This window comes from Bacillus swezeyi, from assembly GCF_001969815.1.
Lineage (GTDB): Bacteria > Bacillota > Bacilli > Bacillales > Bacillaceae > Bacillus > Bacillus swezeyi.
On sequence record NZ_MRBK01000017.1, the window covers coordinates 44098 to 70020 of the forward strand.

General features: G+C 43.5%; 26 protein-coding genes and 3 pseudogenes. 9 read left to right on the forward strand and 20 right to left on the reverse strand.

The genetic code is table 11. The features are described 5' to 3' along the window. Positions 1–8: 8 nt before the first annotated feature. Positions 9–1142 carry an MGDG synthase family glycosyltransferase gene (locus BTA30_RS15035; RefSeq protein ID WP_076762124.1) on the reverse strand — a complete coding sequence of 378 codons (1134 nt, stop codon included), beginning with the start codon at positions 1140–1142 and terminating at the stop codon, positions 9–11. Between the two features lie 100 nt (positions 1143–1242). On the opposite strand from BTA30_RS15035, the gene BTA30_RS15040 reads away from it, so the two are divergent. After that, the gene (locus BTA30_RS15040; protein ID WP_076762125.1) at positions 1243–1791 is read left to right on the forward strand and encodes a YkoP family protein; all 549 of its coding nucleotides are present in this window, start codon (positions 1243–1245) and stop codon (positions 1789–1791) included. A 44-nt stretch (positions 1792–1835) separates the two neighbouring features. On the opposite strand, the gene BTA30_RS15045 is transcribed toward BTA30_RS15040, so the two are convergent. The 3 genes from BTA30_RS15045 to BTA30_RS15055 all read right to left on the reverse strand — a co-directional run bounded on the left by BTA30_RS15045 (position 1836) and on the right by BTA30_RS15055 (position 4849). Then, positions 1836–2651 carry a metallophosphoesterase gene (locus BTA30_RS15045; RefSeq protein WP_076762126.1) on the reverse strand — a complete coding sequence of 272 codons (816 nt, stop codon included), beginning with the start codon at positions 2649–2651 and terminating at the stop codon, positions 1836–1838. Positions 2652–2767: 116 nt separating this feature from the next. After that, positions 2768–3598, reverse strand: a complete 831-nt coding sequence (locus tag BTA30_RS15050; protein WP_076762127.1) for an undecaprenyl-diphosphate phosphatase — start codon at positions 3596–3598, stop codon at positions 2768–2770. A 99-nt stretch (positions 3599–3697) separates the two neighbouring features. Beyond that, positions 3698–4849, reverse strand: coding sequence for an AI-2E family transporter (locus BTA30_RS15055; RefSeq protein WP_076762128.1), 1152 nt, complete (start codon positions 4847–4849; stop codon positions 3698–3700). Positions 4850–5055: 206 nt separating this feature from the next. On the opposite strand from BTA30_RS15055, the gene BTA30_RS15060 reads away from it, so the two are divergent. Then, a complete protein-coding gene (locus BTA30_RS15060) occupies positions 5056–6042 on the forward strand; it encodes a Gfo/Idh/MocA family protein (protein ID WP_076762129.1) in 987 nt (328 codons plus the stop codon). Between the two features lie 42 nt (positions 6043–6084). On the opposite strand, the gene BTA30_RS15065 is transcribed toward BTA30_RS15060, so the two are convergent. From BTA30_RS15065 to BTA30_RS24480, 7 genes and pseudogenes are all read right to left on the reverse strand, one after another. Continuing rightward, positions 6085–6609 (reverse strand): type 1 glutamine amidotransferase domain-containing protein, encoded by a 525-nt coding sequence (locus BTA30_RS15065; protein WP_076762180.1) that lies wholly within the window; start codon positions 6607–6609, stop codon positions 6085–6087. Between the two features lie 159 nt (positions 6610–6768). Then, positions 6769–7719 carry a methyl-accepting chemotaxis protein gene (locus tag BTA30_RS24455; protein WP_411813162.1) on the reverse strand — a complete coding sequence of 317 codons (951 nt, stop codon included), beginning with the start codon at positions 7717–7719 and terminating at the stop codon, positions 6769–6771. Further along, positions 7714–8751, reverse strand: a pseudogene (locus BTA30_RS24460) (cache domain-containing protein); the annotation flags it as partial. The gene BTA30_RS24455 and the pseudogene BTA30_RS24460, both read right to left, overlap by 6 nt. A gap of 130 nt (positions 8752–8881) precedes the next feature. Then, complete coding sequence (locus BTA30_RS24465) at positions 8882–9832, reverse strand: methyl-accepting chemotaxis protein (protein ID WP_412677570.1); 951 nt, start codon at positions 9830–9832, stop codon at positions 8882–8884. Continuing rightward, positions 9827–10924 (reverse strand): annotated as a pseudogene (locus BTA30_RS24470) (cache domain-containing protein); the annotation flags it as partial. The pseudogene BTA30_RS24470 and the gene BTA30_RS24465, both read right to left, overlap by 6 nt. 237 nt (positions 10925–11161) lie before the next feature. Further along, positions 11162–12112: a methyl-accepting chemotaxis protein gene (locus BTA30_RS24475; protein WP_411813160.1), complete on the reverse strand. Its 951-nt coding sequence runs from the start codon at positions 12110–12112 to the stop codon at positions 11162–11164. Continuing rightward, a pseudogene (locus BTA30_RS24480) lies at positions 12107–13147 on the reverse strand (cache domain-containing protein); the annotation flags it as partial. The pseudogene BTA30_RS24480 and the gene BTA30_RS24475, both read right to left, overlap by 6 nt. 136 nt (positions 13148–13283) lie before the next feature. On the opposite strand from BTA30_RS24480, the gene BTA30_RS15085 reads away from it, so the two are divergent. After that, complete coding sequence (locus BTA30_RS15085; protein ID WP_076762133.1) at positions 13284–14021, forward strand: protein-glutamine gamma-glutamyltransferase; 738 nt, start codon at positions 13284–13286, stop codon at positions 14019–14021. Here BTA30_RS15085 and BTA30_RS15090 read toward each other — a convergent pair. From BTA30_RS15090 to BTA30_RS15100, 3 genes are all read right to left on the reverse strand, one after another. Beyond that, the gene (locus BTA30_RS15090) at positions 14011–15054 is read right to left on the reverse strand and encodes a nitronate monooxygenase (protein WP_076762134.1); all 1044 of its coding nucleotides are present in this window, start codon (positions 15052–15054) and stop codon (positions 14011–14013) included. The genes BTA30_RS15085 and BTA30_RS15090 overlap by 11 nt on opposite strands. A gap of 15 nt (positions 15055–15069) precedes the next feature. Beyond that, positions 15070–15471: a secondary thiamine-phosphate synthase enzyme YjbQ gene (locus tag BTA30_RS15095; RefSeq protein WP_076762135.1), complete on the reverse strand. Its 402-nt coding sequence runs from the start codon at positions 15469–15471 to the stop codon at positions 15070–15072. A gap of 63 nt (positions 15472–15534) precedes the next feature. Then, positions 15535–17199 (reverse strand): glycoside hydrolase family 13 protein, encoded by a 1665-nt coding sequence (locus tag BTA30_RS15100; protein WP_076762136.1) that lies wholly within the window; start codon positions 17197–17199, stop codon positions 15535–15537. A gap of 400 nt (positions 17200–17599) precedes the next feature. Here BTA30_RS15100 and BTA30_RS15105 point away from each other — a divergent pair, with 400 nt between their 5' ends. Together BTA30_RS15105 and BTA30_RS15110 are read left to right on the forward strand one after the other, a co-directional pair. Continuing rightward, a complete protein-coding gene (locus BTA30_RS15105) occupies positions 17600–18184 on the forward strand; it encodes a TetR/AcrR family transcriptional regulator (RefSeq protein ID WP_076762137.1) in 585 nt (194 codons plus the stop codon). Continuing rightward, complete coding sequence (locus tag BTA30_RS15110; protein ID WP_420885595.1) at positions 18181–18861, forward strand: YqeB family protein; 681 nt, start codon at positions 18181–18183, stop codon at positions 18859–18861. Before BTA30_RS15105 ends, BTA30_RS15110 begins: the two co-directional genes overlap by 4 nt. A 102-nt stretch (positions 18862–18963) precedes the next feature. Here BTA30_RS15110 and BTA30_RS15115 read toward each other — a convergent pair whose 3' ends face one another. The 4 genes from BTA30_RS15115 to BTA30_RS15130 all read right to left on the reverse strand — a co-directional run bounded on the left by BTA30_RS15115 (position 18964) and on the right by BTA30_RS15130 (position 22280). After that, entirely contained in the window at positions 18964–19749 is a 786-nt protein-coding gene (locus BTA30_RS15115; RefSeq protein ID WP_076762138.1) for a GH12 family glycosyl hydrolase domain-containing protein, read from the reverse strand. A gap of 191 nt (positions 19750–19940) precedes the next feature. Continuing rightward, positions 19941–21230: a hemolysin family protein gene (locus BTA30_RS15120; protein ID WP_076762139.1), complete on the reverse strand. Its 1290-nt coding sequence runs from the start codon at positions 21228–21230 to the stop codon at positions 19941–19943. 51 nt (positions 21231–21281) lie between these two features. Further along, positions 21282–21956 carry a zinc metallopeptidase gene (locus BTA30_RS15125; protein ID WP_076762182.1) on the reverse strand — a complete coding sequence of 225 codons (675 nt, stop codon included), beginning with the start codon at positions 21954–21956 and terminating at the stop codon, positions 21282–21284. 99 nt (positions 21957–22055) lie between these two features. Next, positions 22056–22280, reverse strand: a complete 225-nt coding sequence (locus tag BTA30_RS15130) for a YuzI family membrane protein (RefSeq protein ID WP_076762140.1) — start codon at positions 22278–22280, stop codon at positions 22056–22058. 181 nt (positions 22281–22461) lie between these two features. Between BTA30_RS15130 and BTA30_RS15135 the strand changes: the two genes are divergently transcribed. Both BTA30_RS15135 and BTA30_RS15140 read left to right on the forward strand, forming a co-directional pair. After that, positions 22462–22716, forward strand: a complete 255-nt coding sequence (locus BTA30_RS15135) for a protein mistic (protein WP_076762141.1) — start codon at positions 22462–22464, stop codon at positions 22714–22716. Beyond that, positions 22713–23696, forward strand: coding sequence for a potassium channel family protein (locus tag BTA30_RS15140; protein ID WP_076762142.1), 984 nt, complete (start codon positions 22713–22715; stop codon positions 23694–23696). The genes BTA30_RS15135 and BTA30_RS15140 overlap by 4 nt, the downstream gene beginning before the upstream one ends. Here BTA30_RS15140 and BTA30_RS15145 read toward each other — a convergent pair. Together BTA30_RS15145 and BTA30_RS15150 are read right to left on the reverse strand one after the other, a co-directional pair. After that, positions 23693–24097 (reverse strand): YugN-like family protein, encoded by a 405-nt coding sequence (locus BTA30_RS15145; RefSeq protein WP_076762143.1) that lies wholly within the window; start codon positions 24095–24097, stop codon positions 23693–23695. The genes BTA30_RS15140 and BTA30_RS15145 overlap by 4 nt on opposite strands. A gap of 40 nt (positions 24098–24137) precedes the next feature. Continuing rightward, positions 24138–24704, reverse strand: coding sequence for a DUF421 domain-containing protein (locus tag BTA30_RS15150; protein ID WP_076762144.1), 567 nt, complete (start codon positions 24702–24704; stop codon positions 24138–24140). A 124-nt stretch (positions 24705–24828) separates the two neighbouring features. Here BTA30_RS15150 and BTA30_RS15155 point away from each other — a divergent pair, with 124 nt between their 5' ends. Both BTA30_RS15155 and BTA30_RS15160 read left to right on the forward strand, forming a co-directional pair. Further along, a complete protein-coding gene (locus tag BTA30_RS15155; RefSeq protein WP_076762145.1) occupies positions 24829–25305 on the forward strand; it encodes a TspO/MBR family protein in 477 nt (158 codons plus the stop codon). Positions 25306–25377: 72 nt separating this feature from the next. Continuing rightward, on the forward strand, positions 25378–25908 hold the full coding sequence (locus BTA30_RS15160; protein WP_076762146.1) for a GNAT family N-acetyltransferase: 531 nt from the start codon (positions 25378–25380) through the stop codon (positions 25906–25908). The last annotated feature ends 15 nt before the right edge of the window (positions 25909–25923 follow it).

Below are 25923 nucleotides of genomic sequence, written 5' to 3' on the forward strand. Positions count from 1 at the left end.
CTCCTTTCTTATACGTGAGCATTCCCCAAATCTAACCGGTTATGAATCATCCTGTCGAGTATTTCACTGATATCCAAGTCTGACTTTTCTTGCAAATATTGATTGACATTGGTCTGATAGCGGCTAAGACCTTCTTTGGAGCGCAAAAAGGCTAGCAGCTGTTCTTCAATCGGCTGTTCTTTTTGATGCTTTAATTCGATGATTAGATTTCTTTTCTTCAGCATGCTTAAATTCATTTCCTCTTGCCCTGGCAGTGCATGATAAATGAAGGCAGGCAGCTGTTTTTCAATGCATTCGCTGATCGTGACACCGCCGGGCTTTGTGATAATTCCTGAGGCCTGTGCGTATAGGCGGTTCATCTCAGCTTTGTTTTCAATGTAAGGAAGGGCTTTAATCAAAGGATTGTTCAAACTTTTGACATAACGGTAGAGCTTTCGGTTTTTCCCGCATAATATTTGGTATACGACATCTCCTCCAGGCGAGAGCGCCCGAACGAGCTTAAAGATGCCGCCCACCCCCATGCTGCCGCCGGTGATCACCATGTTGTACAATGGTTTGTTTTGCTCATCCCGGACGGATTTCTCTGCCGTTTTATAAGAGCGGTGAACCGGTATCCCGGTCAGAAAAATCTTCTCTTCAGCAACTCCTTCAGCGATCAGCTGTTCTTTAATATCTTTGATCGGTGCAAAGTGATAATCAATATGCTCTCTTCCCCAGATTTGGTTTACGAAGAAATCGGTGTAGACATTGACGACTTTCATACCTGGATATTGGGCTTTTAGCTTGTTCAATAAATAGGAAGGCAATGCATGCGTGCAAAACACGATATCCGGTTTTTTTTCTTCAATGATCTGCTGCATGTTTTTTAAAAAGATCAGTTCATACATGATGTAGCGCTTTTTTGTTTCATGGCTGCCGCAAGCAAGAAGGTGATAGACGGAGCTGTATATTTTCGGAAAATATTGAATCCACTTTAAATATGCCGCGGAGGAAACTTTTTCGAGCCGCCGATAGGCATGAGAAAAAATATCAATTTTTTCACAGCGGTGAGATTTCAGGATCAGTTCTGCCTGAAGCGAATCGGCAACATGATGATGACCGGTTGAAATGCTAAGAAAAGGAAATATCAGAATCGTTGTCATCTCTATCCTCCATTCGAGAAGAAAAATGTTTTCCATTTATATTTTTAAATAATCCAGCCAAAATATAAGTGAATTTTTGAAATAAAAGGAAGGTGACGACTTGAGAAGCTGTTTTTTGTCAATTTGGAGCGTGATTGACCCGTTTTATTATTTTTTTTCAAGACTGACACTCATCGATAAAACGCACTCAAGCATTTTTCGCGTCCGTTTGACGAAGTATAAAGGGATCGATGTGGTATTAAGCGATGGAACGGTTATTAAAAAGAACGATGTTCTCATCAAAATTCATCTGCATAATATTAAACTGATCAAAGAGCTTCAAAATATTGAGAGCGCTGTCAGAAGGGGTATTCTCACTTATCAAAAGGCTTTTGTTTCGATGCCGATCTTAGCGGAATATGTAAGAAATCATCAGCAGACAGATCAAATCAAAGGGATTATCGGGATTACAACACTGCATAAAGGTGTTGAGAGACTCGGCTTTGAAGCGGTTGAGCCAGCAAGTCAGTTTTACAGAATATTCAAGAAGCTGACTCAAATACCGATTTTATATTTAACAACAAAGCAATTTTCTCTTCGTAAAATCCCGCCTTCTCAATATTTGTTTATCTCGAAAGAAAAATTGTTCAATTCCTATCTTCCGAAATAAAAAAAAAGAGACTGATGCGCGTTATACAGCAGCAGCCTCTTTTTTTATGAAATATGATGGAATGTCACTTCAGGCCGGCTTCCGATGCGGATGTTGGCTCCGGTCTGACCCAATCCCTCACTGATATAAAACGGTTTGTCATGATGATAATGAAGTCCTTTGATCATATTCATTCGCACAAGCTTTCCCATCTTCACAAGATGATAAGGCTTCGGCCAATGAATCTGTCCTCCGTGAAAATGTCCTGACAGGAGATAGTCAAAGTGAAATTCCTTCATATCGAGCACAACATTCGGATCATGCGTCAAGACGAGATTGTAGCCGTCTTTCAATCCTTCATAAGAATCTGTGACATTGCTTCTTTTCGTACTGTGGTCATCAATGCCGATAATGTTTAATGTCCCGCCTTCCACTTCAATGGAAACATGCTTGTTCTGCAGAGTGACACATCTGTTTTCCTCTAAAACACTTTTAAGTTTTTGAAAGTGTTCGCCTTTCAGTACGTAGTCATGGTTTCCGAACACGGCATACATTCCGTATGTCGGGTTAAGCTGCTGCAAGGCTTTCAAGTAGTGAACTAGCTTTGGAATGTTTCGTTTTCGGTCAAGAAAATCTCCTGTTAAAGCAATGAGATCCACTTGTTTCTGATCTGCAAGGTCAAGAATCTGTTTCGGTGAAATCGAAATGTTTTCTAAATGAAGATCTGAAAGGTGAAGTATATTCAGCTTCTTCCTGAAAGGTTGTGCTTTTGTCCGATCGATCGAAATCGTGTTGACTTTTACATCTCTCGTGTTGTGATTCGCTTTATATAAAATAGGTACCAAGCCTAATATAAACAATACAAGTACAATAACAAACATTTCATATCTCCTCCCTCTTACTAGTATAGTAAGCTTGGAGGGTGTTTTATAGTGGGAAATAATAGAATATCAATCTATTTACCCATACAAAAACCGATTTCCAAAGAAAATCGGTTTTAAAGAAACAAAATGAACAGGAGAATTCCTAAAATAATCCGATAGATTGCAAACGGAACAAGTTTAATTTTATTGATCAATCTGAGAAAGAAACGAACGACAAAAAGAGCTACGATAAAAGCGCTGATAAATCCCGCAATAAAAAACGGAAAAAGATCTGCACTAAGGAATGCCCAGTTTTTAATCAAAGAAAGCAGGCTTGCTCCCATCATGATCGGAATGGCCATGATGAATGTGAAGTCCGCGGCTGCCCTGTGATTTAACCCGAGAATGACGCCGCCCGAAATCGTCGAGCCTGACCGGGAAAATCCTGGCCACAGCGCCAAACATTGAAACAGCCCCATGCCGAGCGCCTGTTTGTATGTCATCTGGTCAACTGAGTCTGTCGTATCATTTCGCTTGTTAACCCAGTCAGCGACCAGCATCAAGACCGCTCCGGCGATGAGCCCGACCGCTACAGTACGGACGGAGAACAGGTATTGGTCAATGTAATCTTCAAATAAAAATCCGAGCACTGCGGCGGGAACGAGCCCGACCGCGATTTGGGCGAGCGATAGACGGCTTCCTTGTTTCTGCGCTTCCGTGATGTTTTTCTTCATTCCAAGCAAATTGAGTATCCGATCTTTGAAAACGATGGCCACGGCAAGAATCGAACCGAGCTGGATGACAACTTTAAAAGTATTTGCCGCTTCCGGTGTAAGCAGCTCTTTTGATTTCAGCAGCAGGTCATCCACAATGATCATATGCCCTGTTGATGAGACGGGCGCATATTCAGTCAGCCCTTCAACTATTCCTAAAATGACGGCCACCATGATATCCCAAATATTCATATGTCATTCCCTTCACTTGGCACGCTTCTTGGTGCGAAATTAAAACTTGTCCCCTTATCACCTATTTATATTTAGTTAGAATCGGTTTATGCAGGTGAATTATGACCTGTCTTCTCCTGTTCTGTCATAAAGGTGTGAACGCTGTTTAAACCATTCAAACAAGTGAATGACAACGACTTTGATGACAGCGTACCCGGGAATGGCGAGAATGACGCCGATGACGCCGAACAGCTTGGCGGCCGTTAATAAAACAAAGATGATCGTCACCGGATGGATATGCAGATTTTTCCCCATGATCTGCGGTGAAATAAATTTGCCTTCAAACAGCTGAACAACGGTCCAGACAATGATCAGCTTCACAAGCATAAATGGAGATGTAACCAAAGCGATAATAATCGCCGGCGTGATTGCAATCGTCGGTCCGAGATACGGCACGATGCTCGTACAAGCGGCAACAAGCGCTAAAAGAGAGGCATATTCAAGACCGATGATCATATATCCGATAAATAAAAGACAGCCGATGCAAAAGCTGACGATGATCTGTCCCCTGATGTATGAACTTAAACGGTTATTCATCTCAGACATGACGACATACGTCTGTTCTCTTAAACGGACAGGGACAAATTTTAAAATAAACAATGGCAGCTTTTTGCCGTCCTTCAGCAAGTAAAAAAGGACGAAAGGCACGGTCACAATTGAAATCACGACTTCTGTAACGGCCCCTATAAAAGTTCCCACACCTGTAAACGTACTGTTTAAAATGGTTGTCGCCTGATCAGATATTCTGCCGGCCAAATCTGTCAGGTTAATGTTCAGCGTCTGCTGAACCTGATTGAAAAACCGGCTTCCGATCATCTGTTTGATTTGATCCTCGACAATGTGGACATACCTTGGAAAATTGTCGACGAGGCTCATAATCTGTTCCCTCAGCAATGGGATAACCGAGACGATCGAGATGGTAATCAGACCGATTATCACAATGTAGAGAAGAAGAATTGAATAAATTCTTTTCACTTTTTTCCGTTCTAAAAAATCAACAATCGGATTTAGCAGATAATAGACAACGCCAGTCAGTACAATCGGCAAAGCGACTGTCTCAATGAGAACAATAACAGGAGTGAAGATAAATGATGCTTGTGTAAATACGAGTATGTTTAGTCCGATGAGCAGCAGGACAAGCAAAAACAACACAAATTTATTGTCTAAAAAAAACCTTTTAAATCTGCCGCCCCACATATGCAAAGAGTCCATGGCGTTCCTCCAAAACGTGTCTTTTTATAAATTGTACACTATTACTCCTGTACTGAAAAATAAAAACCGCGCTTTTTGGTCTTTTTTTCCGCTTTTTCATTCGGTGATGATATACGATACGATCGAGGTCTCTGACTTTTGTCTTCCTGCCTCAGAACAAAACACGGTATAATATTCATATATCATTGCGAAGGGGGAAATGAAACATGGTACGGTTCGGTGTAGTGGGAACGAATTGGATTACAGACCGCTTTCTTGAAGCAGCCGGAATGACGGACGATTTTCAATTAGCCGCCGTGTATTCAAGGACGGAGGAGCGCGGCCGGGAATTCGCACAAAAATACGGGGTCACAGCTGTTTTTACTCATATTGAAGACATGGCAAAAAGCGATTGTATTGATGCTGTTTACATCGCAAGCCCCAACTCTTTACATAAAGAACAAGCGGTTGCATTGATGAAAAACGGGAAGCACGTTTTATGCGAAAAACCGCTGGCATCTCATACAAGAGAGGCTGAGGAAATGGTGAAAACCGCTCAGGCTCACCGGGTTGCTTTTATGGAAGCCATGAAAACCACGTTTCTCCCGAATTTTAAAAACATCATCCGCCATTTGCCGAGAATCGGAAAAATCCGCCGCTTGACGGCCAGCTATTGCCAATATTCCTCACGCTATGACGCCTATAAAAACGGCACTGTTTTAAATGCGTTTAATCCCGCTTTTTCAAACGGCTCTCTGATGGACATCGGCGTCTATTGCGTTCATCCGGCGGTCGTCCTGTTCGGGAAACCGCTTGAAGTCAAGGCGAACGGGCTGATTCTTGAGTCAGGAACAGATGGTGAAGGAACGGTGCTCTTAACATATGAAGAGCATGAAGCCGTCTTGATGCACTCCAAAATTTCCAACTCATACATGCCGGCGGAAATTCAAGGAGAAGACGGCTCAATTGTCATCGATAAAATCCACCGGCCTGAAAAAGTCGAGATCCGCTTCCGCGATGGCAGCATCGAAGATATTACGATTCCTGATGAAAAGCCGGCGATGTTTTATGAAATAGAGGAATTTATCAATTTAATCAAACAAGGCCGGATTGAATCGTCTGATAATACGTTTGAACGCTCTCTCACCACATTAGCGGTCATGGATGAAGCGCGCCAACAGATCGGCCTCGTTTTTCCCGCCGACCGGCAGTAAACGAAAGAGCCGACCTTTCGATCAATGGGCGGCTCTTTCGTATTAATATTGTGCCAACAGATCGGCAAATGCTTTAACATAGATGGGCAGGTCGGGCGGGCGGCGGCTTGAGACGATATGACCGTCAACCACTGCAGGTTCATTCACCCATTTGGCACCGGCATTTTCCATGTCATCCTTGATTCCCGGCGTGCTCGTCACCTTTCTGCCTTCCAATATACCGGCAGAAATCAGCACCCACCCGGCATGGCAGATTTGTCCGATCGGCTTGCGCTTTTCGTTGAACGTGCGGATCATCTGAAGCACTTCAGGATATCTTCTTAGTTTGTCAGGCGCCCAGCCGCCCGGAACCAAAACCGCATCGTATTCATCGATGTTTATGTTTTTCATATCATAATCCGAGACAGCAGGCACGCCGTATTTCCCCCTGTATTCATGGTCTGCTTGTTCACCGATTAAATGGACGATCGCTCCTTCTTCCCTCAGCCTTAAAATCGGATACCAGAGCTCTAAATCTTCAAATTCTTCGCTGACGAGAGCAATAACTTTCTTCCCTTCTAATCTCATCATGTGATCCCTCCTATACCATCAGTGTACGATAAACTGAAGCCGCTTAAAAAGCAAAAAGGCGGTTTATACCTATACCCTTTCCTTTCAGCCATAAAACATGCCGACCTTCGTCCCATACATAAAGGGCTGCCGGGGGCAATGCCGGCAGCCTTTCGTTTAGTCGATTTTAAATTTTTTCGTTAAATCGCGGAGCTCCTCTGCCATTTGTTCGAGTGTTGCTGAGGATGAGCTGATCTCTTCCATGGAAGCCATCTGTTCTTCCGCCGAGGCGGCGATATCCTGAATGCTGCCTGAGCTTTCTCTGGATACATCGGCAATCTCTTCTACTGCGCCGGCTACTTCCTGTGACCCTTGCGACAGCTGTTCAACAGCCGAATTCATCGTCTGCAGCTTTCCTGCGATTTCGTTTGTCATATCATAAATTTGTTTAAAGCTTGTATCTGTTTCATCAGTGATGCTGAGTCCAGACTGTACTTCACGGTTGACGTTCTGGAACATATCAAGCGATTTTCCGATTTCATTGACGATTTCCTGAATGAGGCCTTCTATTTCTTTTGCAGATGATGCGGATTGTTCTGCCAGTTTGCGCACTTCTTCAGCAACAACTGAAAATCCCCGCCCCGCTTCACCGGCCCTTGCGGCTTCAATCGCGGCATTCAGCGCCAGCAAATTCGTCTGATCTGCGATTCCATTGATGACACGCAGGATGGCCGTGATATCTTTTGATTTGCCTTCAAGACCTTTAACGACGGATTCCGCCTGTTTGACTGATTGGTCGATTGAGTTCATTTGGCCGACTGTTTTTTGCACCAGCTCTCCGCCTGTTTCGGCAATGTCCGTTGACTGAGCGGATGATTCTGTAATTGCCGCAGAGACTTTGGACATTTCCAGCAAACGGCTGTTCATGTCAGTCAGCTGCTGGGCGCTTGTTTCGACTTTCTCATTTTGGCTTTCGTTTCCGTTTGAAAATTGCTCAATCGCCGATGTAATATGCTCGGTCGCCTTGCTTGTCTGATCTGCGCTTGCCGTCAGCTGTTCTGATGAAGAGGCTACATTTTCAACAGATGTCTGAATGACGCTGATCAAAGAGCGCAGAGACTCGGCCATTTCGTTAAAGCTTGTACCAAGCTGTCCCAGCTCATCTTTGGAGCGGACATTGATCTTTTGCGTCAGATCTCCGCCGCTGATATTTTTCGCTGAAGAAACAAGCTCGCTTAACGGTCTTGTGATTGATCTGATCATAAAGACCATCAGGATGAGGCCCAAAACGATGCTTATGATCAGCGTGATGAGAGCGGCATGAAGGACGGGCTGTGAAGCTTCCGTGACTTCATCTATATACATCGTTCCGCCGATTTTCCAGCCGGTTTGTTTGTTCGTGGCAAAAGCCATTTGCTTTTCGCCGTCTAATTGATATTTAAATGTGCCTTTTTCCTTGGCATATACTTCTTCAGACCAGTTGCCTTCAACATCTGAGCCCGCTTCATTTTTCGGATGGGCTACGAACTTTTTATCAGCACTTGTGATAAAAGCATAGCCACTTTTGCCGATTTTGACGCGTTCGGTCGCTTTAATCAGCTCATCAATTTTCATGTTGATGGCCACAACGCCGGATCCGTCCTCATTTTGCTTGGCGATCGTAATGACCATCGTGCCGGTTGAAGCCGTCTTGTAAGGATTTGTGATGACCACTTCACCTTGATGTTCAACAGCCTTCTTATACCAATCTCTTTCAACCGGATTATAGTCGCTCGGCATTTCTTGAAATGGATAGCGGACGAACACCCCGTCTTTTGACCCCGTAAAAATACCCTCGACATCTGGATGAAGCTTGGCATACTGTTCAAATTTTTCTTTGATAGAAGCGTTTCCTTTCTCTTTGTATGTACTCTCCTTCATTAAGCTGCTGAAATGGGATGCTGCGTTCGCTTTCTGGCTGATATTCTGGTCGATGATTTCATTCAGCTGCTCAACATTCTCCCGCGCACTGCTTATGATTTCCGTATCAAGGGTGCTGCTGGCCGTTTGATATGCGCTGTAAGAAAGAACAATGATAGGAACAGTTAAAATGAATAAGAATGATAGAATTAATTTTTTGGCAATCGAAGGATGTTTCATCCAATTGATCATTTTTGGCATTGTCTTGTTGACCCCTTTTCTTTTATATCTTTAATATCGGCTCATTTAAAAAGTTTTTATATGCATTTTTTAACTTTTTATCGTACAAAACAGCTAAAAAACACCCAGATCAAATCTGGGTGTTTTGGTTTTATTCAATCTTGAATTTCTTTGTCAGATCACGGAGTTCTTCAGCTAGTTCAGCCAATGTTGTCGAGGAGGCACTGATCTCTTCCATTGAGGCAAGCTGTTCCTCTGCTGAAGCGGCGATATCCTGAATGCTTGCGGAGCTTTCTCTGGAAACGTCTGCAATCTCTTCAACAGCGCCTGATACTTCTTGTGATCCTCGCGAAAGCTGCTCGACTGCGCCATTCATCGTTTGCAGCTTACCGGCGATATCATTTGTCATTTCGTATATTGTCCTAAAGCTTGACTCTGTTTCATCGGTAATTTGAAGTCCTGACTGCACTTCATGGTTGACCGATTTAAACATGTTCAGAGAGTTGGCAATTTCTCTGACGATTTCTTGAATTAAGTTTTCGATCTCTTTCGCCGAATCGGCTGACTGGGCCGCCAGCTTCCGTACTTCTTCAGCGACGACTGAGAAACCCCTGCCCGATTCTCCGGCGCGGGCCGCTTCGATCGCGGCATTCAGCGCAAGCAAGTTCGTTTGGTCGGCGATCCCGTTAATGACGCGCAAAATACTTGTGATGTCTTTTGATTTGCCTTCAAGCTCTTTGACGACCGCTTCCGCTTGCTTAACAGAACGATCGATTGAATTCATCTGTCCGACGGTCTTTTGAACAAGTTCTTCTCCTTTTCCGGCAATTTCCGTTGATTTTAATGAGGCATCGGTAATGGCTGCTGACGTTTTGGACATATCGGATAATCCGTTGTTCATTTCATTCAGCTGATGTGAGCTTGCTTCCACTTTTTCTTTCTGGCTTTCATTTCCGTCAGAAAATTGTTCGATCGCCATTGTAATATGCTCGGTCGCTTGGCTTGTCTGCGCCGCGCTTGCGTGGAGCTCTTCAGATGAAGAGGCCACATTGTCGACGGATGTTTGAATAACGCTGATCAGCGATCTGAGAGACTCAGCCATTTCATTAAAGCTACTTCCGAGCTGGCCGAATTCGTCTTTGGAACGTATTTCAATTTTCTGTGTCAGATCTCCGCTGCTGATGCTTTTCGCCGATGAAACGAGCTGGTTCAAAGGCTTGCTGATTCCGCGGACAATAAAGTAGACGAGAATGCCCCCAAGCGCAATCGCTGCCGCTAAAATGATCATCGCCATGTTGAAAACTGGCTGGGCACTTTCTGATATTTCATCTGTAAACATCGTTCCGCCGATTTTCCAGCCGGTTTGTTTATTGGTTGTGAAAGCCATTTGCTTTTCTTTGCCTTCAAACGTGTATTTAAAAGCGCCTTTTTCTTTGCTGTACATTTGTGTGATCCAGTCGCCTTCGCCTTCCGTTCCAGCTTTAATTGACGGGTGGGCTACATATTTTTTGTCATTGCTTGAAATAAACGCAAACCCTTGTTTTCCGATGTTCACGCGTTCGGTCGCTTTAATCAGTTCATCGATTTTCATGTTGACGGCGACAACGCCGGATCCGTCTGCCGTTTGCTTGGCGATTGTAACGACCATCGTGCCTGTCGAAGCTGTCTGGTAAGGATCTGTCACGATCACCTTCCCTTTATTTTCAACAGCTTTCTTATACCAGTTCCTTTCAACCGGATTATAATCGCTTGACATTTTTTCATCAGGATAGCGGACGAACAAACCGTCTTTTGAGCCAGTGTAGATGGCTTCCACATCTTCATTCAGCTTGGCGTACTGCTCAAATTTTTCTTTCAGCGACACATTTCCTTTTTCTTTATAAAGCTTCTCATCCACCCAATCGCTGAAATATGATACCGCATGTTCTTTTTTGCCGATGTTTTGATCGATAATTTCATTTAACTGGTCGACATTATCGCGCGCGCTTCTCATGATTTCATTTTCAAGGGAGCTTCCTGCCGTATTATAGGCGCTGTAGGATAAAACCAAAATCGGTATTGTTAAAACCAATAAAAAACTTAAAAACAGCTTTTTTGAAATAGACGGACGTTTAAGCCAGTCCAATAGTGTGTTCATTTTATAAAACTCCTTTAATTTCTGGATTATGAACCTAATATCGGAGGCTTCGTTCATTTGTGTATATTAAAAAACTTTAATAAGCATTTCGAAACATTCTTAAAATAAGCAAAAGAAGGCTGGTAAAACAGCCTCTCAGTTTAAAGAGAAAGCGGGGGCTGACATCGAGAGGCAGAGAAGCCCTCACCTTTTCTATTTCGCAAGCTCCAAAACACAAGATACGGGCATTTAATTTTTGATTTATTCTATATACAAATACAAAAAGCTGCCGAGATTTTCTCGACAGCCCCTTCTTTATTCAATCTTAAATTTTTTCGTTAAATCGCGAAGTTCTTCAGCCATTTGCTCAAGCGTTGAAGCTGATGAGCTGATCTCTTCCATGGAAGCCAGCTGCTCTTCCGCTGAAGCGGCAATATCCTGAATTCCTGCGGAGCTTTCTCTTGAAACGTCCGCAATCTCTTCGACCGCTCCCGATATTTCTTGTGAACCATTTGTTACATGTTCAACTGTACCATTCATCTGCTGGAGCTTTCCTGCGATTTCGTTTGTCATATCATAAATTTGTTTAAAGCTTGATTCCGTTTCTTCTGTAATCACAAGTCCTGACTGAACTTCGTGGTTAACGGATTTGAACATGTTGAGAGAATGTTCGATTTCTTTGACGATATCCTGAATCAGCGTCTCGATTTCTTTGGCTGATCCCGCTGATTGTGCGGCTAGCTTTCTTACTTCTTCAGCGACGACTGAGAATCCTCTGCCAGACTCGCCCGCCCGCGCTGCTTCGATAGCGGCGTTCAGTGCAAGCAAATTCGTTTGATCGGCGATTCCGTTAATCACGCGCAGGATCGCTGTAATATCTTTTGATTTTGATTCAAGCCCTTTGACAACCTGTTCAGCCTGTTTGACTGATTGATCAATCGAATTCATCTGACCGACGGTTTGCTTCACGAGCTCTCCGCCCGTCTCGGCAATTTGCGTCGATTGAGTCGATGACGCTGTTATCGTTTCTGATATGCCGGCCATTTCGTTCAGCTGGTCATTCATTTGGCTGAGACGCTGTGAGCTTGTTTCGACTTTCTCGCTCTGATGTTCTGCACCGCTTGAGAACCGCTCAATGGCTAATGTAATATGCTCGGTCGCCTTGCTTGTCTGATCAGCGCTTGCCGTCAGCTGTTCTGAGGAAGACGCAACATTATCAACCGATTCTTGGATGGTGCTGATCAACGAGCGCAGTGAGTCGGCCATCTCATTGAAGCTTGTGCCAAGCTGGCCGAATTCATCCTTTGAGCGGACATCGATTTTTTGGGTCAGATCCCCTTCACTGATGCTTTTCGCTGATGAAACGAGCTGACTTAAAGGTTTGCTGATGGCGCGAACAATGAAGTAGACAAGAATGCCGCCTACCGCAATCGCCCCGGCCAGCGTCATGAGCGCCATATTGAAAACCGGCTGTGCAGCATCTTTTATTTCATCTTTAAACATCGCTCCGCCGATTTTCCAGCCGGTTAATTTGTTTGTCGTATAGACTGTTTTCTTTTCCTTGCCTTTGTCAGTAAAATCGAATTCGCCTGCGTCTTTGCTGTACATTTTTTCGGCCAAACCGGACTCCACCTCAGTTCCGGCTTTGTTCTTTGGATCGGCGATATAGTTTTTATCCTTGCTCAAGATGAAAGCAAATCCGGTTTTGCCGATGCTGATACTGTTGGCCGCTTCGATCAGCTTATCTATATTCATGTCAAGGGCGACAACCCCCGATCCGTCTTTCGTTTGTTTGGCAATGGTGATAACCATATGGCCTGTTGATGCCGACTTGTAAGGCTCAGTAACGACCGTTTCGCCTTTTTTCTCAACGGCCTGTTTATACCAGTCCCGTTCGACCGGATCATATCCGCTCGGCAGTGATGCATTTGGATATTGGGCGTAAACACTTTCTTCCGAACCGGTGAAAACGAGCTCCACATCCGGATTTTGCTTCGCAAATTGCTCAAACCGTTGTTTAATAGAAGCTTGGCCTTTCTCTTTGTATGCTTTTTGATTCACCCATTCGCTGAAATAAGCAATAGACGTCTCCTTGCCGTCGATATTTTGATTAATCATTTCATTCAATTCATCGACATTGTCTTTGGCGCTTCTCATGATCTCTTCTTCAAGGGTGCTGCTCGCCGTGGAATATGAGGTCACCGAAAGCACTAAAATCGGGATTGTTAAAATCAATATAAATGAGAAAATTAATCTTTTTGAAATAGATGGACGCCTCGTCCAATCTAATAGTTTTTTCATAGATGATGTCTCCCCTTTCTCTACTTTTATCGGAGACTGATCATCTTTTTTAAATTAAAAAAAGCGAAAAATTAAACCGTTTTCCTGCCCAAGCCTCTGGCATATCTTAATAAAAAAAGGAAAAGGGTGTTTTCCTATGATAAGTATTGCAGGCTATGGGCTTCGTCCTGAGGATGTGGAAAAGCTGAATGTCAGCCAGACACAGAAGGGCATTGCAGGCCAGATGCTCGCCTTGCCTTCCAGGTACAGCTACGCATCGGTGTCGGAACTGTTATTTGAATTGAGATTCAGAGAACATACCATCGAATCGGCCAGGGAACTGATCAACAGCGGAGCGAAGTTTGCCACTTTTTCAAAAACATACGGCAATGAAGAGTTTTGGAGGGTGACTCCTGAGGGGGCCTTGGAATTGCGATACAGGGCATCCGCTTCCAAAGCGATTAGAAATATTTTTGGAAGCGGCCCCCTTTACGCATTTGAATGTGCGACTGCGATTGTCATCATCTTTTATATGGCGCTGGTCAAAACGATTGGGGACCAAAAATTTGACCAGAATTATCAAAGGATCATTTTATATGATTGGCATTATGAGAAGCTCCCGATCTACACTGATAAAGGAAATGACTTCCTGCCGGGAGACTGCCTGTATTTCAAAAATCCTGAATTTGATCCGGAAAGACCGCAATGGCGCGGAGAAAACGCCATTTATTTAGGAAATGATCAATATGCGGCACACGGATTAGGAATCTTGAGCGCCGAGACCATTATTAAAAAGCTGAACGGGCTGAGAAAGCCGGGCGCCCAGACGTCCGCCTATCTGCTTTCACAGGTCACACGGGTCGATATTCCGGCTTTATTTGAAATTATAAGATAACGCCGGCGGGCACAAGCTGATCCATCAGCTCTTTTACCGTCGTTTGCTTAGTAGCGGCACGCACGCCCTGTCCGCACCATAATGACATGCTTTCCGGGTTTCCTTCAAGCTGCGCCTGTTTTCGCATCGGCTTCGTCAATGTATTTTGCAGCGGATACGGCAATGCATTGTCTTCGTCTATTCGCCTGTCTTCCATCCACTGGTTGACAATGCCTCTTGCCGGTTTTCCCGAAAACAACCTTGTCAGCCTTGTGTCGGTTTCAGCCGCCTCGATCAATTTTTGTTTGTATACGGCAGATGTGCCGCTTTCCATGCACGCCAAAAAGGCGGTACCCAATTGAACGCCTTGAGCGCCTAGAGCAAACGATGCCGCCACGCCTCTTTTGTCATAGATGCCGCCTGCAGCAATCACCGGAACCGACACATGATCGGCGGCTTGCGGAATCAGGGCGATCAAGCCGACAGCAGCCTCGCCCTTCGTATGCAGAAAGGCTCCCCTGTGACCGCCTGCTTCACTTCCCTGGACGACGATAATATCCATCCCCTTTTCTTCAAGCAGTACGGCTTCATCAACTGACACTGCAGTTCCGATCAAACAGCAGTCTCGTTTTTTAAGCTCTTTGACAGCATCGACAGGAGGCACTCCAAAAGTAAATGAACAGACTTTGACACCTGAGTTGAGAACGATGTCTATTTTTTCGTAAAAATCATTCCAATCCTGTTCCTCATCAGTTTCAAGCTCAGCTGACTGTGATAAAGGAATCTTATTTTGCCAATCTTCGATTTTTTTCCGGCTGACTTTTTCCCTTTTTTCCGGAACGAAGAGATTGACTTGAAACTGAGCTGACGTGAGCTGTTTCGTTTCCTCGATCTGCCTTTTTAAAGTCTCGGGCGTCAGATAACCTGAAGCAAGACTCCCTAAACCGCCGTAATTGGAAACGGCGGCGGCCAGCGGCGGCGTTGCTGGTCCGCCTGCCATCGGCGCTTGTATCACAGGCTTTGACAGTGAGAGAAGCTTCATGAATTCGTTCATTTTTCTATTCCCCTTTCACCCGGCTATGATTTTGAAATAGCAGGTCCGTGTTCTCGGACCGTCGAATTCGCAGAAATAAATGCCCTGCCATGTTCCAAGGATCAGCTTTCCGTCTTCAATAATGATGTGCTGGGAGGCTCCTACCGTACTTGATTTCATGTGGGCTGCGGTATTGCCTTCCATATGCCGGTCAAGCTGATGCTTCCACGGATACACTTCATCAAACCTTCTCAGCATATCCCGTTTGACATCAGGATCGGCATTTTCGTTTATCGTAATGCCGGCTGTTGTATGCGGGCAATAGACGATAACAGCACCGTTTGAAATGTCTTCTTCCATGACAAACTTTTGCACTTGATCCGAGATGTCAAGCATTTCATCGCGATGGTTTGTCTGAATCTGTATTTTTTTCAACATCCGAATCTGCTCCTTTCTTTATCACCATTTCTTCAATTCGCTAAAAGTTTGTCATCTCCTGTTTTACAATAGATAAATGCGTGCTTCATACGGTTTCATGATAAAGGATGTGAGATGTTTGTGAACTGGCACATCCATATTGGCCAAAAGCAGTCTGCCGCTTGATAATGGGTATGCGGAATACTGGTAAAACGCGGAATGCCGGCTGAGATTCGTCATGATGATCGCGGTCTGGTCCGGTAACTTGCGCAAATAAGCAAAAATCTGCTGATCTTCAGGAAGGACAAGCTCGAACGTTCCATCGATGAAGATGTCATGACACTTCCTGAGAAAGATCATCTGCTTATAAAAATGGTAGACTGAATGCCGATCCTTCTTCTGGTTTTCCACATTGATCAGCGGATCATTTTCATTTAGACGCAGCCAAGCCTTTCCGTTTGAAAATCCGGCATTTTTTTCATCCGTCCATTGCATCGGTGTTCTCGCATTATCCCTGCTCTTCTTCCAAACCGCCTTCATGATGTCTTCATGTGAGCTGCCTTTCTCCTTTTGAATCTGATAGTAATTTCTGAGGGAAACATCATCGTAATCCTCAATATCGGAAAACGCCACATTTGTCATGCCGATTTCCTGTCCCTGATAAATGAAAGGCGTTCCCTTCATAAAGAAATACATGGCAGCCAAGGCTTTGGCGCTTTCATTTCTGTATTTCCCGTCATCTCCCCAAACCGAAACCGAGCGGGGCTGATCATGATTTTCTATAAAAAGGGCATTCCACCCTTTCCCTTCAAGACCGGTCTGCCATCTGGACAAAATCCGCTTCAGACGAACGATGTCAATTTGTTCTTCATCACCGATGTCCCAAAGCCCCAGATGTTCAAACTGGAACATCATGTTAAATATGCCGTTTTCCTCGCCGACCCACGCCTCCGCCTCAGCGACACTCACCCCGTTCGCCTCGCCGACCGTCATGATATGCGGATGCTTGGCGAACGTTTCTTCCTTCAGCTCCCGAAGAAATTCCATGATTCCTTCAACATTCATATGGCCGTCAAAGGATGGCACAAAGGAGAGTCCTTTCGGATGAGGAAGATCTGGCAGGCCATCTTTTTTCTTAATATGTGAAATCGCGTCCACTCTGAAGCCGTCGATTTCTTTCTGAAGCCACCAGTTGATCATTTCATATACGGCGCGGCGCATACGGATGTTTTCCCAATTCAGATCCGGCTGCTTTTCGTGAAAGACGTGAAGATAATATTGATCCGTTTTTCGGTCATAAGTCCAGGCTGAACCGCTGAATATGCTTTCCCAGTTGTTCGGCTCATGCCCGTCTTTTCCATCTTTCCAAATATACCAGTCCCGTTTTGGCGATTTTTTATCCGACCTTGATTCTATAAACCATGGATGCTCATCGCTCGTATGGTTGATAACGAGGTCGATGAGCAGCTTCAAGCCGAGCTGATGCGCTTCAGCCAGTAACGCGTCAAAGTCGTCCATCGTCCCGAACTCTTCCATGATATTTTGATAATCCCTGATGTCGTAGCCGTTATCGGCATTGGGGGAATCAAAGACAGGACAGATCCAGATGGCATCCGCTCCAAGCTCTTTCATATACGGCAGCTTCGCCCTGCTCCCGTTTAGATCCCCTATTCCGTCCCCGTTTGAATCCATAAAACTGCGCGGGTACACTTGATAAACGACAGCCTCTTTCCACCATGCCCTTGTCATCCAAACACCCCTTGTTGTGATGTCATTATATATAGAAGGCTTTTCGAGCTAAACATCCCATAAACTTTGATATACCAACGATTATACGTTTTTTTATGCTAAATATGCTTTGCGGCTTATAAATCTTTGGAAAGGAAGGTTACAAGGTGACGCACGCCATTTTTGTGATCGTTTTTTATGCTGTGCTGCATTGTGACCACGTTTATTCTTGAAAAAAAGAAGAAAACACAGTTCAAACTGAAGATGATAAAGCATTCAAGTAAATACAGTTGAGAGCAGCCTAAATCCTTTCGAAACAGATCTGAGTTAATACAGAATGACGCAAAGTTTAAATCACACTTGTTTTTTTACCTATCGGTAAGTAAAATTAATGTACAGATGATGCTAAGGATTGATTTTAATGAAAAAGAAAAGCAATACACAAGAGGCGATTGTTGAAGCAGCATTTACTCTTATCGCTCGACACGGTCTAAAAAGTACGAGCTTATCAATGATTGCGTCAGAAGTAGGCATTTCAAAACCTGCTATTTACTATTATTTCTCATCTAAAGAAGAGCTGGTCGATTACCTTTTTCATTTAGTATTTGCTGACCACCATTTCTCTGCTTATTTTTCAATCAATGAGTACACGAAGGAGAATTTTAAAAAACGGTTAATAGCAGACGGCATGCGCTATTTTGAAGAGTATAAACATAACACTCCTGCTTTGAAAGTGGTACACGAGTTTGTTTTAAGTGCAGCACAAAGACCAAAATATGAGAAAAAGCTTAAATCTATTATGGAACACTTCTTAGAAGGTTTTGATGCATTACTTTCTTACGGTGTTGAACTCGGTGTCATCTCTTCTCAAAACACCAAGGTGAATGCACATACCCTTGCGCTTGTTATTGATAATTTGGGTAATTTCATGATCTTCGGAATTGAAATGGATTATAAAAAAATATGGGAAACAGCAGTCAGTCATGTAATGAAAGGCAGTGAATGATTTTGAATCAGGAAACGATGATTGGATTATCAAAAATAGAAAAAGCTTTATATTGGATGATTCCGCCAATTTTAGGGGCTGTTCTTGGATGGTTTTTGCCTGTTATTGCAGAATGGGTATTGACTATTCCTATTGTTCTTTTGAAAGGGCCTTTAGAATTTATCACATCATTAAACAGTTTCTGGGTATCTGTTATCGCTGCAGTTATCGGTATTATTGCCGGCCTGTTTTTTTCTCAATATATTTTCAATGAAATTCTTAAAGTGTTCATTTCTGATCAAAACGTAAGGTTGTTATTTAAAGAGAAAGAAGAAATCATTGAGAAAAAAGACATTTCTACAGTTTATCTTGAGAATAAGGATCTTGTTATTCTTGGTGATAGCGGCAATGAATTGTACCGTGAACAGATTGAATCAAAGAAAGCTCTTGTTGAAAGTGCTTTTAAAAATCACGGTTATAAATGGAAAGAAGAGGACCCCTTCAAGAATCAGTATGAACGCTGGGTTGCGGATCATCCTGATTTCCCCTCACATATCAATACTCTTCTTTTAGCTAGAGAACGGGCAATGCTGGAAAATAAACATGAAGAGGCAAAAATCTTGCGCAAAGACCTGGCAAAGCTTGGAGTGGTCATTCAGGATGAGAGTAAGCGGCAATACGTCAGGATGGTATCGTAATATTTCTGAACCAATATATGAAGACGTATCTCCTATAAAAAAAGAAAGTTTGGAATAAACAAAACACCGCCCTTTTCTAAAGGAGCGGTGCTCTCTAAAACATCAGCGGACCTTGACGTCCCAATTGGAAATATTGATTTGTCCTGTTCCTCCGAACACTTCTGTGCCAAATTCAACACTGCTGACATACTTCGTTTTGCTTAGCCATTTTTTTGAATCTGCAAGATAATTTGTGAAATCGCGGATGTTCAAGCTGGCGCTCTGAATATTTGACGTTCTGACAAACGAATACACATTCCAGCCTTTTCCGTTTCCGGCATCAATATAGCCTTTGTAAACCTTCCAATTATGACCGCCGACTGAAACGGTTTCGACATATGAACCGGCCGGTCCGGCATTTTTATTGTTCAGCCAAATCATAATCTCATCGGTTGGCGTTGAATCCCAGCTCGCTTGATTTGTATTGTGCAGCCAAATGTCATATGCCGCATTGTAAGTCCCGTCCGCACTGATCGAATAGCTGACTTTCGTGTTGATGTTTTTTTGATCTGACAAACGGGTTGGGAAGCCGCTTCCCGCGGTATAGCCTTCCGTCCAATGCCAGCCGCTGACGATCGACGGATAGGCTTTGACTGTGCTTGTGCTGCTCGGCCAATGCCATACCCAGCCCAGATCGGAATCACTGTTGTGATAGATGGTCTGCCACCAGCCGCTGACTTGATCGGCCCCCCATACATTGTTGAATATGTAGTATTTTTTGTTTTTAAAATACATTTTATCCGATGGTGTTGAAGAAGATGCGGCAAGTGCCGTGAGCGGACCCGCCAATAAAATGATAAATGCCGCACTCCACAGCAGAACGGATTTTAAGAAACGATTGTTGTTCACGTTTTACAAACCTCCTCGTGTGTATACACGATATTATAAAAAAAAACGGTCAGCTTCACATTCGCAAAAAGTCATGATCTTCCATAGATCAATACGCTTATCTTTAAAGAAACCTCCATAATTTTGAAATATGGACATCCTTTAGAACTAAAAAACAGCCGCGGCCAAACGCAGCTGCTTCTCTTTTAGATTTAAAAATCTGTTTTTTTAATTTCGATAAAGCGGATATGATGATCTTCGGCATCAATAATTTTAAATTCACAGCCTTCCGTCTTAAAAACATCGCCGTTTTTCAGCTCCATTTTTTGCGTCAAGAGCCATCCGGCAATCGTATCAACCTCTTCATGGTCGATCGCAATTTGCAGCAGATCATTCACTTCATCGATTAATGCTTTTCCGTCCATGATATAATGATGTTCGCCCTTTTTAATAACGTGGGGCATTTCATCCTGATCATATTCGTCCCTGATTTCTCCGACGATTTCTTCCAATATGTCTTCAACCGTTACCAGACCTGCCGTACCGCCGTATTCATCAACAAGAATCGCCATATGAATTTGCTCTTTCTGCATCCGAATCAGCAGTTCCTGGATCGGTATGCTCTCAATCACCCTGATCACCGGCCTCGCTAATTCGGTCAAAGGAATCGGCTGATCAAGAAAGTAGGATTTAAACAGGTCCTTGCTGTTGACGATACCGATAATATGGTCTTTATCATCCTTAATGATCGGATATCTCGTATAGCGTTCATTAATGACGGTTTCAATCGCTTCTTTAATGGACTGGTCTGCCGAAAGCGTCGCAATCTCCGTTCTCGGCACCATAATTTCCCTTGCCAGCCTGTTGTCGAATTCAAAAATTTTGTTGACATATTTATACTCGGACTGATTGATTTCACCTTTTTTATAGCTTTCAGAAAGCATGAGCCGCAGCTCTTCCTCACTGATCGCCACTTCATGCTCTTTGACCGAATGGAAACCAAAAAGTCTGGTCAGCAGGCGGGCCGAGCCGTTTAATAATTTAATGAAAGGAAACATGATTTTATAAAAAATAATGAGCGGTTTCGCCGTCCACAGGCTGACGGCTTCCGCTTTTTGAATGGCGATCGTTTTCGGGGCCAGCTCTCCAACCACAACATGCAAAAACGTAATGATTACAAAAGCGGTCACAACAGATGCGACCCTCAATACGGACTCGGGCAGACCGAGATATTCGAACAGCGGGTGAATGATCTGTTCAAACGTTGATTCCCCGAGCCAGCCGAGCCCTAAAGCGGTGATCGTGATCCCCAGCTGGCAGGCTGACAAATATTCATCAAGATTTGAAATCACCCTTTTGGCTGCAATTGCCCGCGTATCCCCATTCTCTACCAATTGATCGATTTTTGTACCGCGAATTTTGACAATCGCAAACTCGGCGACAACGAAAAAAGCCGTAGCTGCAATTAAAAGCATGACGAGTATGAGATTCAGGATATTCAAAAAAACCCTTACCAAACAACATGGTAAGGGGCCACCTCCTCTGACTAATGGTTAGTCATTACGACCGGACAGGAAAATCGCTACGAAGCGCAGCAGCTCAAACAATGAAACAAGTGCTGCAGCTACATATGTCAAAGCCGCGGCATCAAGTACTTTGCTGACGCCTCTTTCTTCAGTGTTGCGGATCATTCCTTCTGAAACGATGATCCTTTTTGCCCGAGAGCTTGCATTGAATTCAACAGGCAGAGTCACAAGCTGAAAGAATACGGCTGCGGAAAACAAAATGATTCCGAGTCCAATCAGATTCAGGCTTCCAAGCAGCATGCCTCCGATAAATAAAAACGGCGCTACTCCTGAAGAAAAATTCACAACCGGAAACATCTTATGTCTTAAAACAAGAGCGCCGTATGATTCCTGATGCTGTAAGGCATGTCCGCATTCATGGGAAGCAACTGAAACGGAAGCGATCGAACGGCCGTAATATACAGGCTCTGATAATCGTACAACGCGCGCTGTCGGGTCATAATGGTCTGTCAAGGTTCCTCTTACCGGTTCAACCGGAACATCGTAAAGGCCGTTTCGGTCGAGAATTTGTCTCGCCACTTCAGCCCCTGTTCTCCCGCTTGAGGCCTCTACTTTTGAATATTTTTCAAAATTGTTCTTTACTTTAAATTGTGCCCAAATCGATAAACCTAATGCAGCAAATGTCAACACTAAAAAAATCATGCTCATGCAATCATCTTCCCTCTTATATGAAATAGTTTAAAATTCATGATTGTAAAATATATTTTATTTGAGGGACTCTCTTTTGTACAGAAAAGTGCACTACCTGGTTTTTCGCGGAAAACAAACCCCGATAAACAAAAACACCATTCCTAAAATCATGACGTATAACGGCGGCCTTACGGTCAGTTCCTTGAAAAATTCCCTCCAGAACACCTCATCTGAAGAATGTTGAACGGCATTTAAATCAAAAATAAATTGAATGGACGCTCCGGCCATCAGCTGGCCGCCGATCAAAATCATGAAGAGCCTCATTAAACAGGACATTCAACTCGCATCCCTCACCCGTTTTGTAAAATTGTATGGAAGGACGGGGATGGTTATGCAGGCGTCTAAAAATATCTCATCTCCATCATTTATTGTCGGTTAACAAGGATGCGTTTTTACCTGAAAAATTTTTGCAAAAGAGGGATATACTGAATAAAAAGAGATCTCGGGTGGTGGCACGGTGAAAGTAACAGATCAAGAAAAAGAGCAGTTAAGCACGGCAATCGATAAAATGAATGAAGGTCTTGATGCATTCATTCTGCTTTACAATGAAGCGGAAAAGGACGAGCCTTTGATTAAGTATGAAGATGAGACAGCAGACATTATCAAACAAGCAATTGAACAGTATGGGGAAGAAAGCATCAATCAGAAATTAAATGCGATCATAAAAGAAATCTTATCATTTTCCCTTTTGAAGGATGGTGAGAAAACGTGAAATCCAACCGGGTTTTCATCGCATGGCTCAGATGGCCGATCTATACCCGTATTGCAATCATCATCCTTTTATTGATCATCATTTTTGGACAGCTGATCTCCTTGGTTGAGCCTCAACAGTTTTCAAATGTTTTTGATGGTATTTGGTGGGCGCTCATTACCGTCTCAACAGTCGGATACGGTGATTCGGTACCGAAGACGCCTGCTGGAAAAGTGGTCAGCATGCTGCTCATTTTATTGGGAGCGGCTTTTGTGACGGCTTATTTTGCAACGATGGCGACAGCCGCTTTCAGCAAACAGCAGCGCTATGCAGAAGGAAAGGTGAATTACAGAGGCAGGGGGCATATGATCCTTGTCGGCTGGAACGAAAAATCCAATAAACTGATGCGAACCTTACAGTCCGCCAATCCAGGGAGAACAATCGTGCTGATCGATGAAACCCTACAGGAAGGTCCTCTGATGGAAAACATCCATTTCATCCGAGGACATCCTGCAGACGATTCCACTTTAAAGAATGCGAATATCGAAGAAGCCGACATTGTATTTATCACCGCTAATCAGCATAAAAACGAAGCAGCCGCAGATATGCAGTCCATCTTAACATTGCTCGCTGTCAAAGGCCTGAATCCTTCTGTGTATTGCGTCGTTGAAATCCTGACGGAAAAACAAAGAAAGAATGCCGAACGGGCCGGAGCCAATCAAATCATCAGCACAGCTGATCTTTTGAAAACGGCTATGCTGCAGCATTTTCTCATTAAAAGCCAGCTTGCGGATCCGGTTTTCCAGGAAGCCGACATTCATTTAAAAGTGCACGCCTTCCCTGTTCCGGAACATATGGAGGGCTGTTCTTTTCAAGATGTCATCCAGCATTTTATGAATGACAACATTTTAATTATCGGTATTCAGCAAAAAGACGGCCCTGCTTTGTCACCTTCCTTTTCATATAAAATTCAGCCGACTGACCAGCTGCTGTCGCTTTAAGATAACAGCGCTTTTTCAAGCTCTTTGATATAGGAGCGGCCAAGATCTTCATAAACGCCGGAAATATCGGCGTCTTTTTCCTTAGGTTCTGCAAATTGGTCGAAGGATGCCCGAAAATTCCCCTGAATGACGTGATCATCCAACCCTTCTTGATATACGTGGCGAAGCAAAAACGACTTGCCCAATTTGACAGTTGCATTTTGAGAATCGAGCTGTCCGTCTTCCGCCTCAAATGGCAGCCGCAAAAACAGATATCCGTCTTCGTCATCGATCTTATAGTCAAAAAACCCGCGGTCATACTCCCATCCCCCGCTGATCACATAACCGAGGGGCTTTAGCGTTTGTTCGAGATGATAAAGAGAGAAAGAACGATTTTCAAGTTCAGAAGGTAAGCTAATCATTTTAAAAAATCTCCTTTTTTCGTTTTTAAAAAGCCTTTAATTATCGTAAGCGCTTGTCATGTTCGTTCATATGACCATCGGTGATTTCTTTAAACATGGTGTCCTCCGGCTGCTGTATATTGTTTTGCATTTGGAGAAATTTTTTATACTCTCCCATTGTAAATGGCTTTGCGTCATCTTTTAGTTCATAGCCAATCTGGCCATTTGATTCAAGCGTTGCGTTTTTCACATCCGCTATTTTTGAAATCCCTTGAGTTCTCAGCCTCATTTCCACTTGGTCGACGGTCAGCCGGTGTTTTTTGAGATTGTGGATTTGCAGCTGTCCGTTTTCAATCAGCATTACGGCTTTTCCCGCCATCATGCTTTCAAAAAAGTCAAACTTCATTTTTAAATATTCGATCACTAGCAGGACGATGATAAAGATCGTGGCGGCGGCCAACGTTTTGAAGACGCTGTCTTCGATGATCGGCTGAACAATGACCGTTCCGATTGAAATCATGACGACGGTTGTGGCTATAGTCATCTGCGATATTGATTTTCTTCCCGAAATTCTCAGCAGAACAATCCCTGATAAAATGAGAAACAGTGTTTCAAGTACAAAAAACATGATCTCACTCCAAACCATTTTATTTTTTATTATGGTTCACAAGTCTATTCTGTATGAGTATGTTTCAATAAAAAAGGGAAAGACAGAGGTAGGCTTGTAAAATTTTTGATTGGAGGGATTTATTTTGGAGCGTAAAGGTATTGGTTCAGCAGTGCTCGTGTTCATCATTACATATGCGCTGTTTTCATTGGCTGGCGTTTTATTTCCCGTTGACCGCGAATGGTACGAATCCTTAAACAAACCGGAATGGACGCCAAAAAGCAGTTTCATCGGAGGCGTATGGAGTGTACTGTTCGGATTGATTTCATTGTCTGCGGCTATTGTCTATACAAAATACGGATTTAAACATACAGCAATGACCTTCTGGATCATGCTGATCATCAACTATGTTTTTAATCAGGCATTCAGTTACTTTCAATTTACGGAAAAAGATTTGTTCGCTTCAGCGGTTGACTCCTTCCTCGTCGCTCTTACGGCTCTTGCACTTGCCATCATTTCACGAAAAGCAGGTAAAACGGTTTCCATTCTCCTCGTTCCTTATGTACTGTGGAGTTTTTTCGCTACTTATTTGGCTTATACAATCTATCTGATGAATCCTTAAGCATTCCAGCATCCTTTACCGGCTGAAGCCGTGATAAAATGATGATGACTAATCATAAAGGATGATGGATCGATGAAGGACTATTTTCTCCAAACAAAACGTATTGGATTTTCTATATGGTCAAAAGAGGATCTGAATTTGGCCGAAGCATTGTGGGGAGATCCTGATGTGACCAGATATATTTCTGCAGAAGGGGAGTTGACAGCAGAAGAGGTAAAAGACCGTTTGCTCATGGAAATCAATCAATATCAAGAGCATGGAGTCCAATACTTCCCAATTTTTGAAGCAGAAGAGAATGTATTCATTGGATGCTGCGGGCTGCGCCCCTATGACTTTAAAAGTGGAATTTATGAAATTGGATGCCATCTCATACATACAATGTGGGGTAAAGGCTATGCAGGTGAAGCAGCCAGAGCTATGATTGATTATGCCTTTAAAGAAATAAAAGCAAACAAGCTGTTTGCAGGGCATCACCCCGAAAATTCAGCTTCGCAAAAGTTTTTGGAAAAGCTGGGCTTTCACTACACACACGACGAATTTTATCAGCCGACAGGGCTTCAGCACCCCTCATATGTATTAAAACAACAGCCTCCCGGTTCATAAGCACGGGAGGCTGTT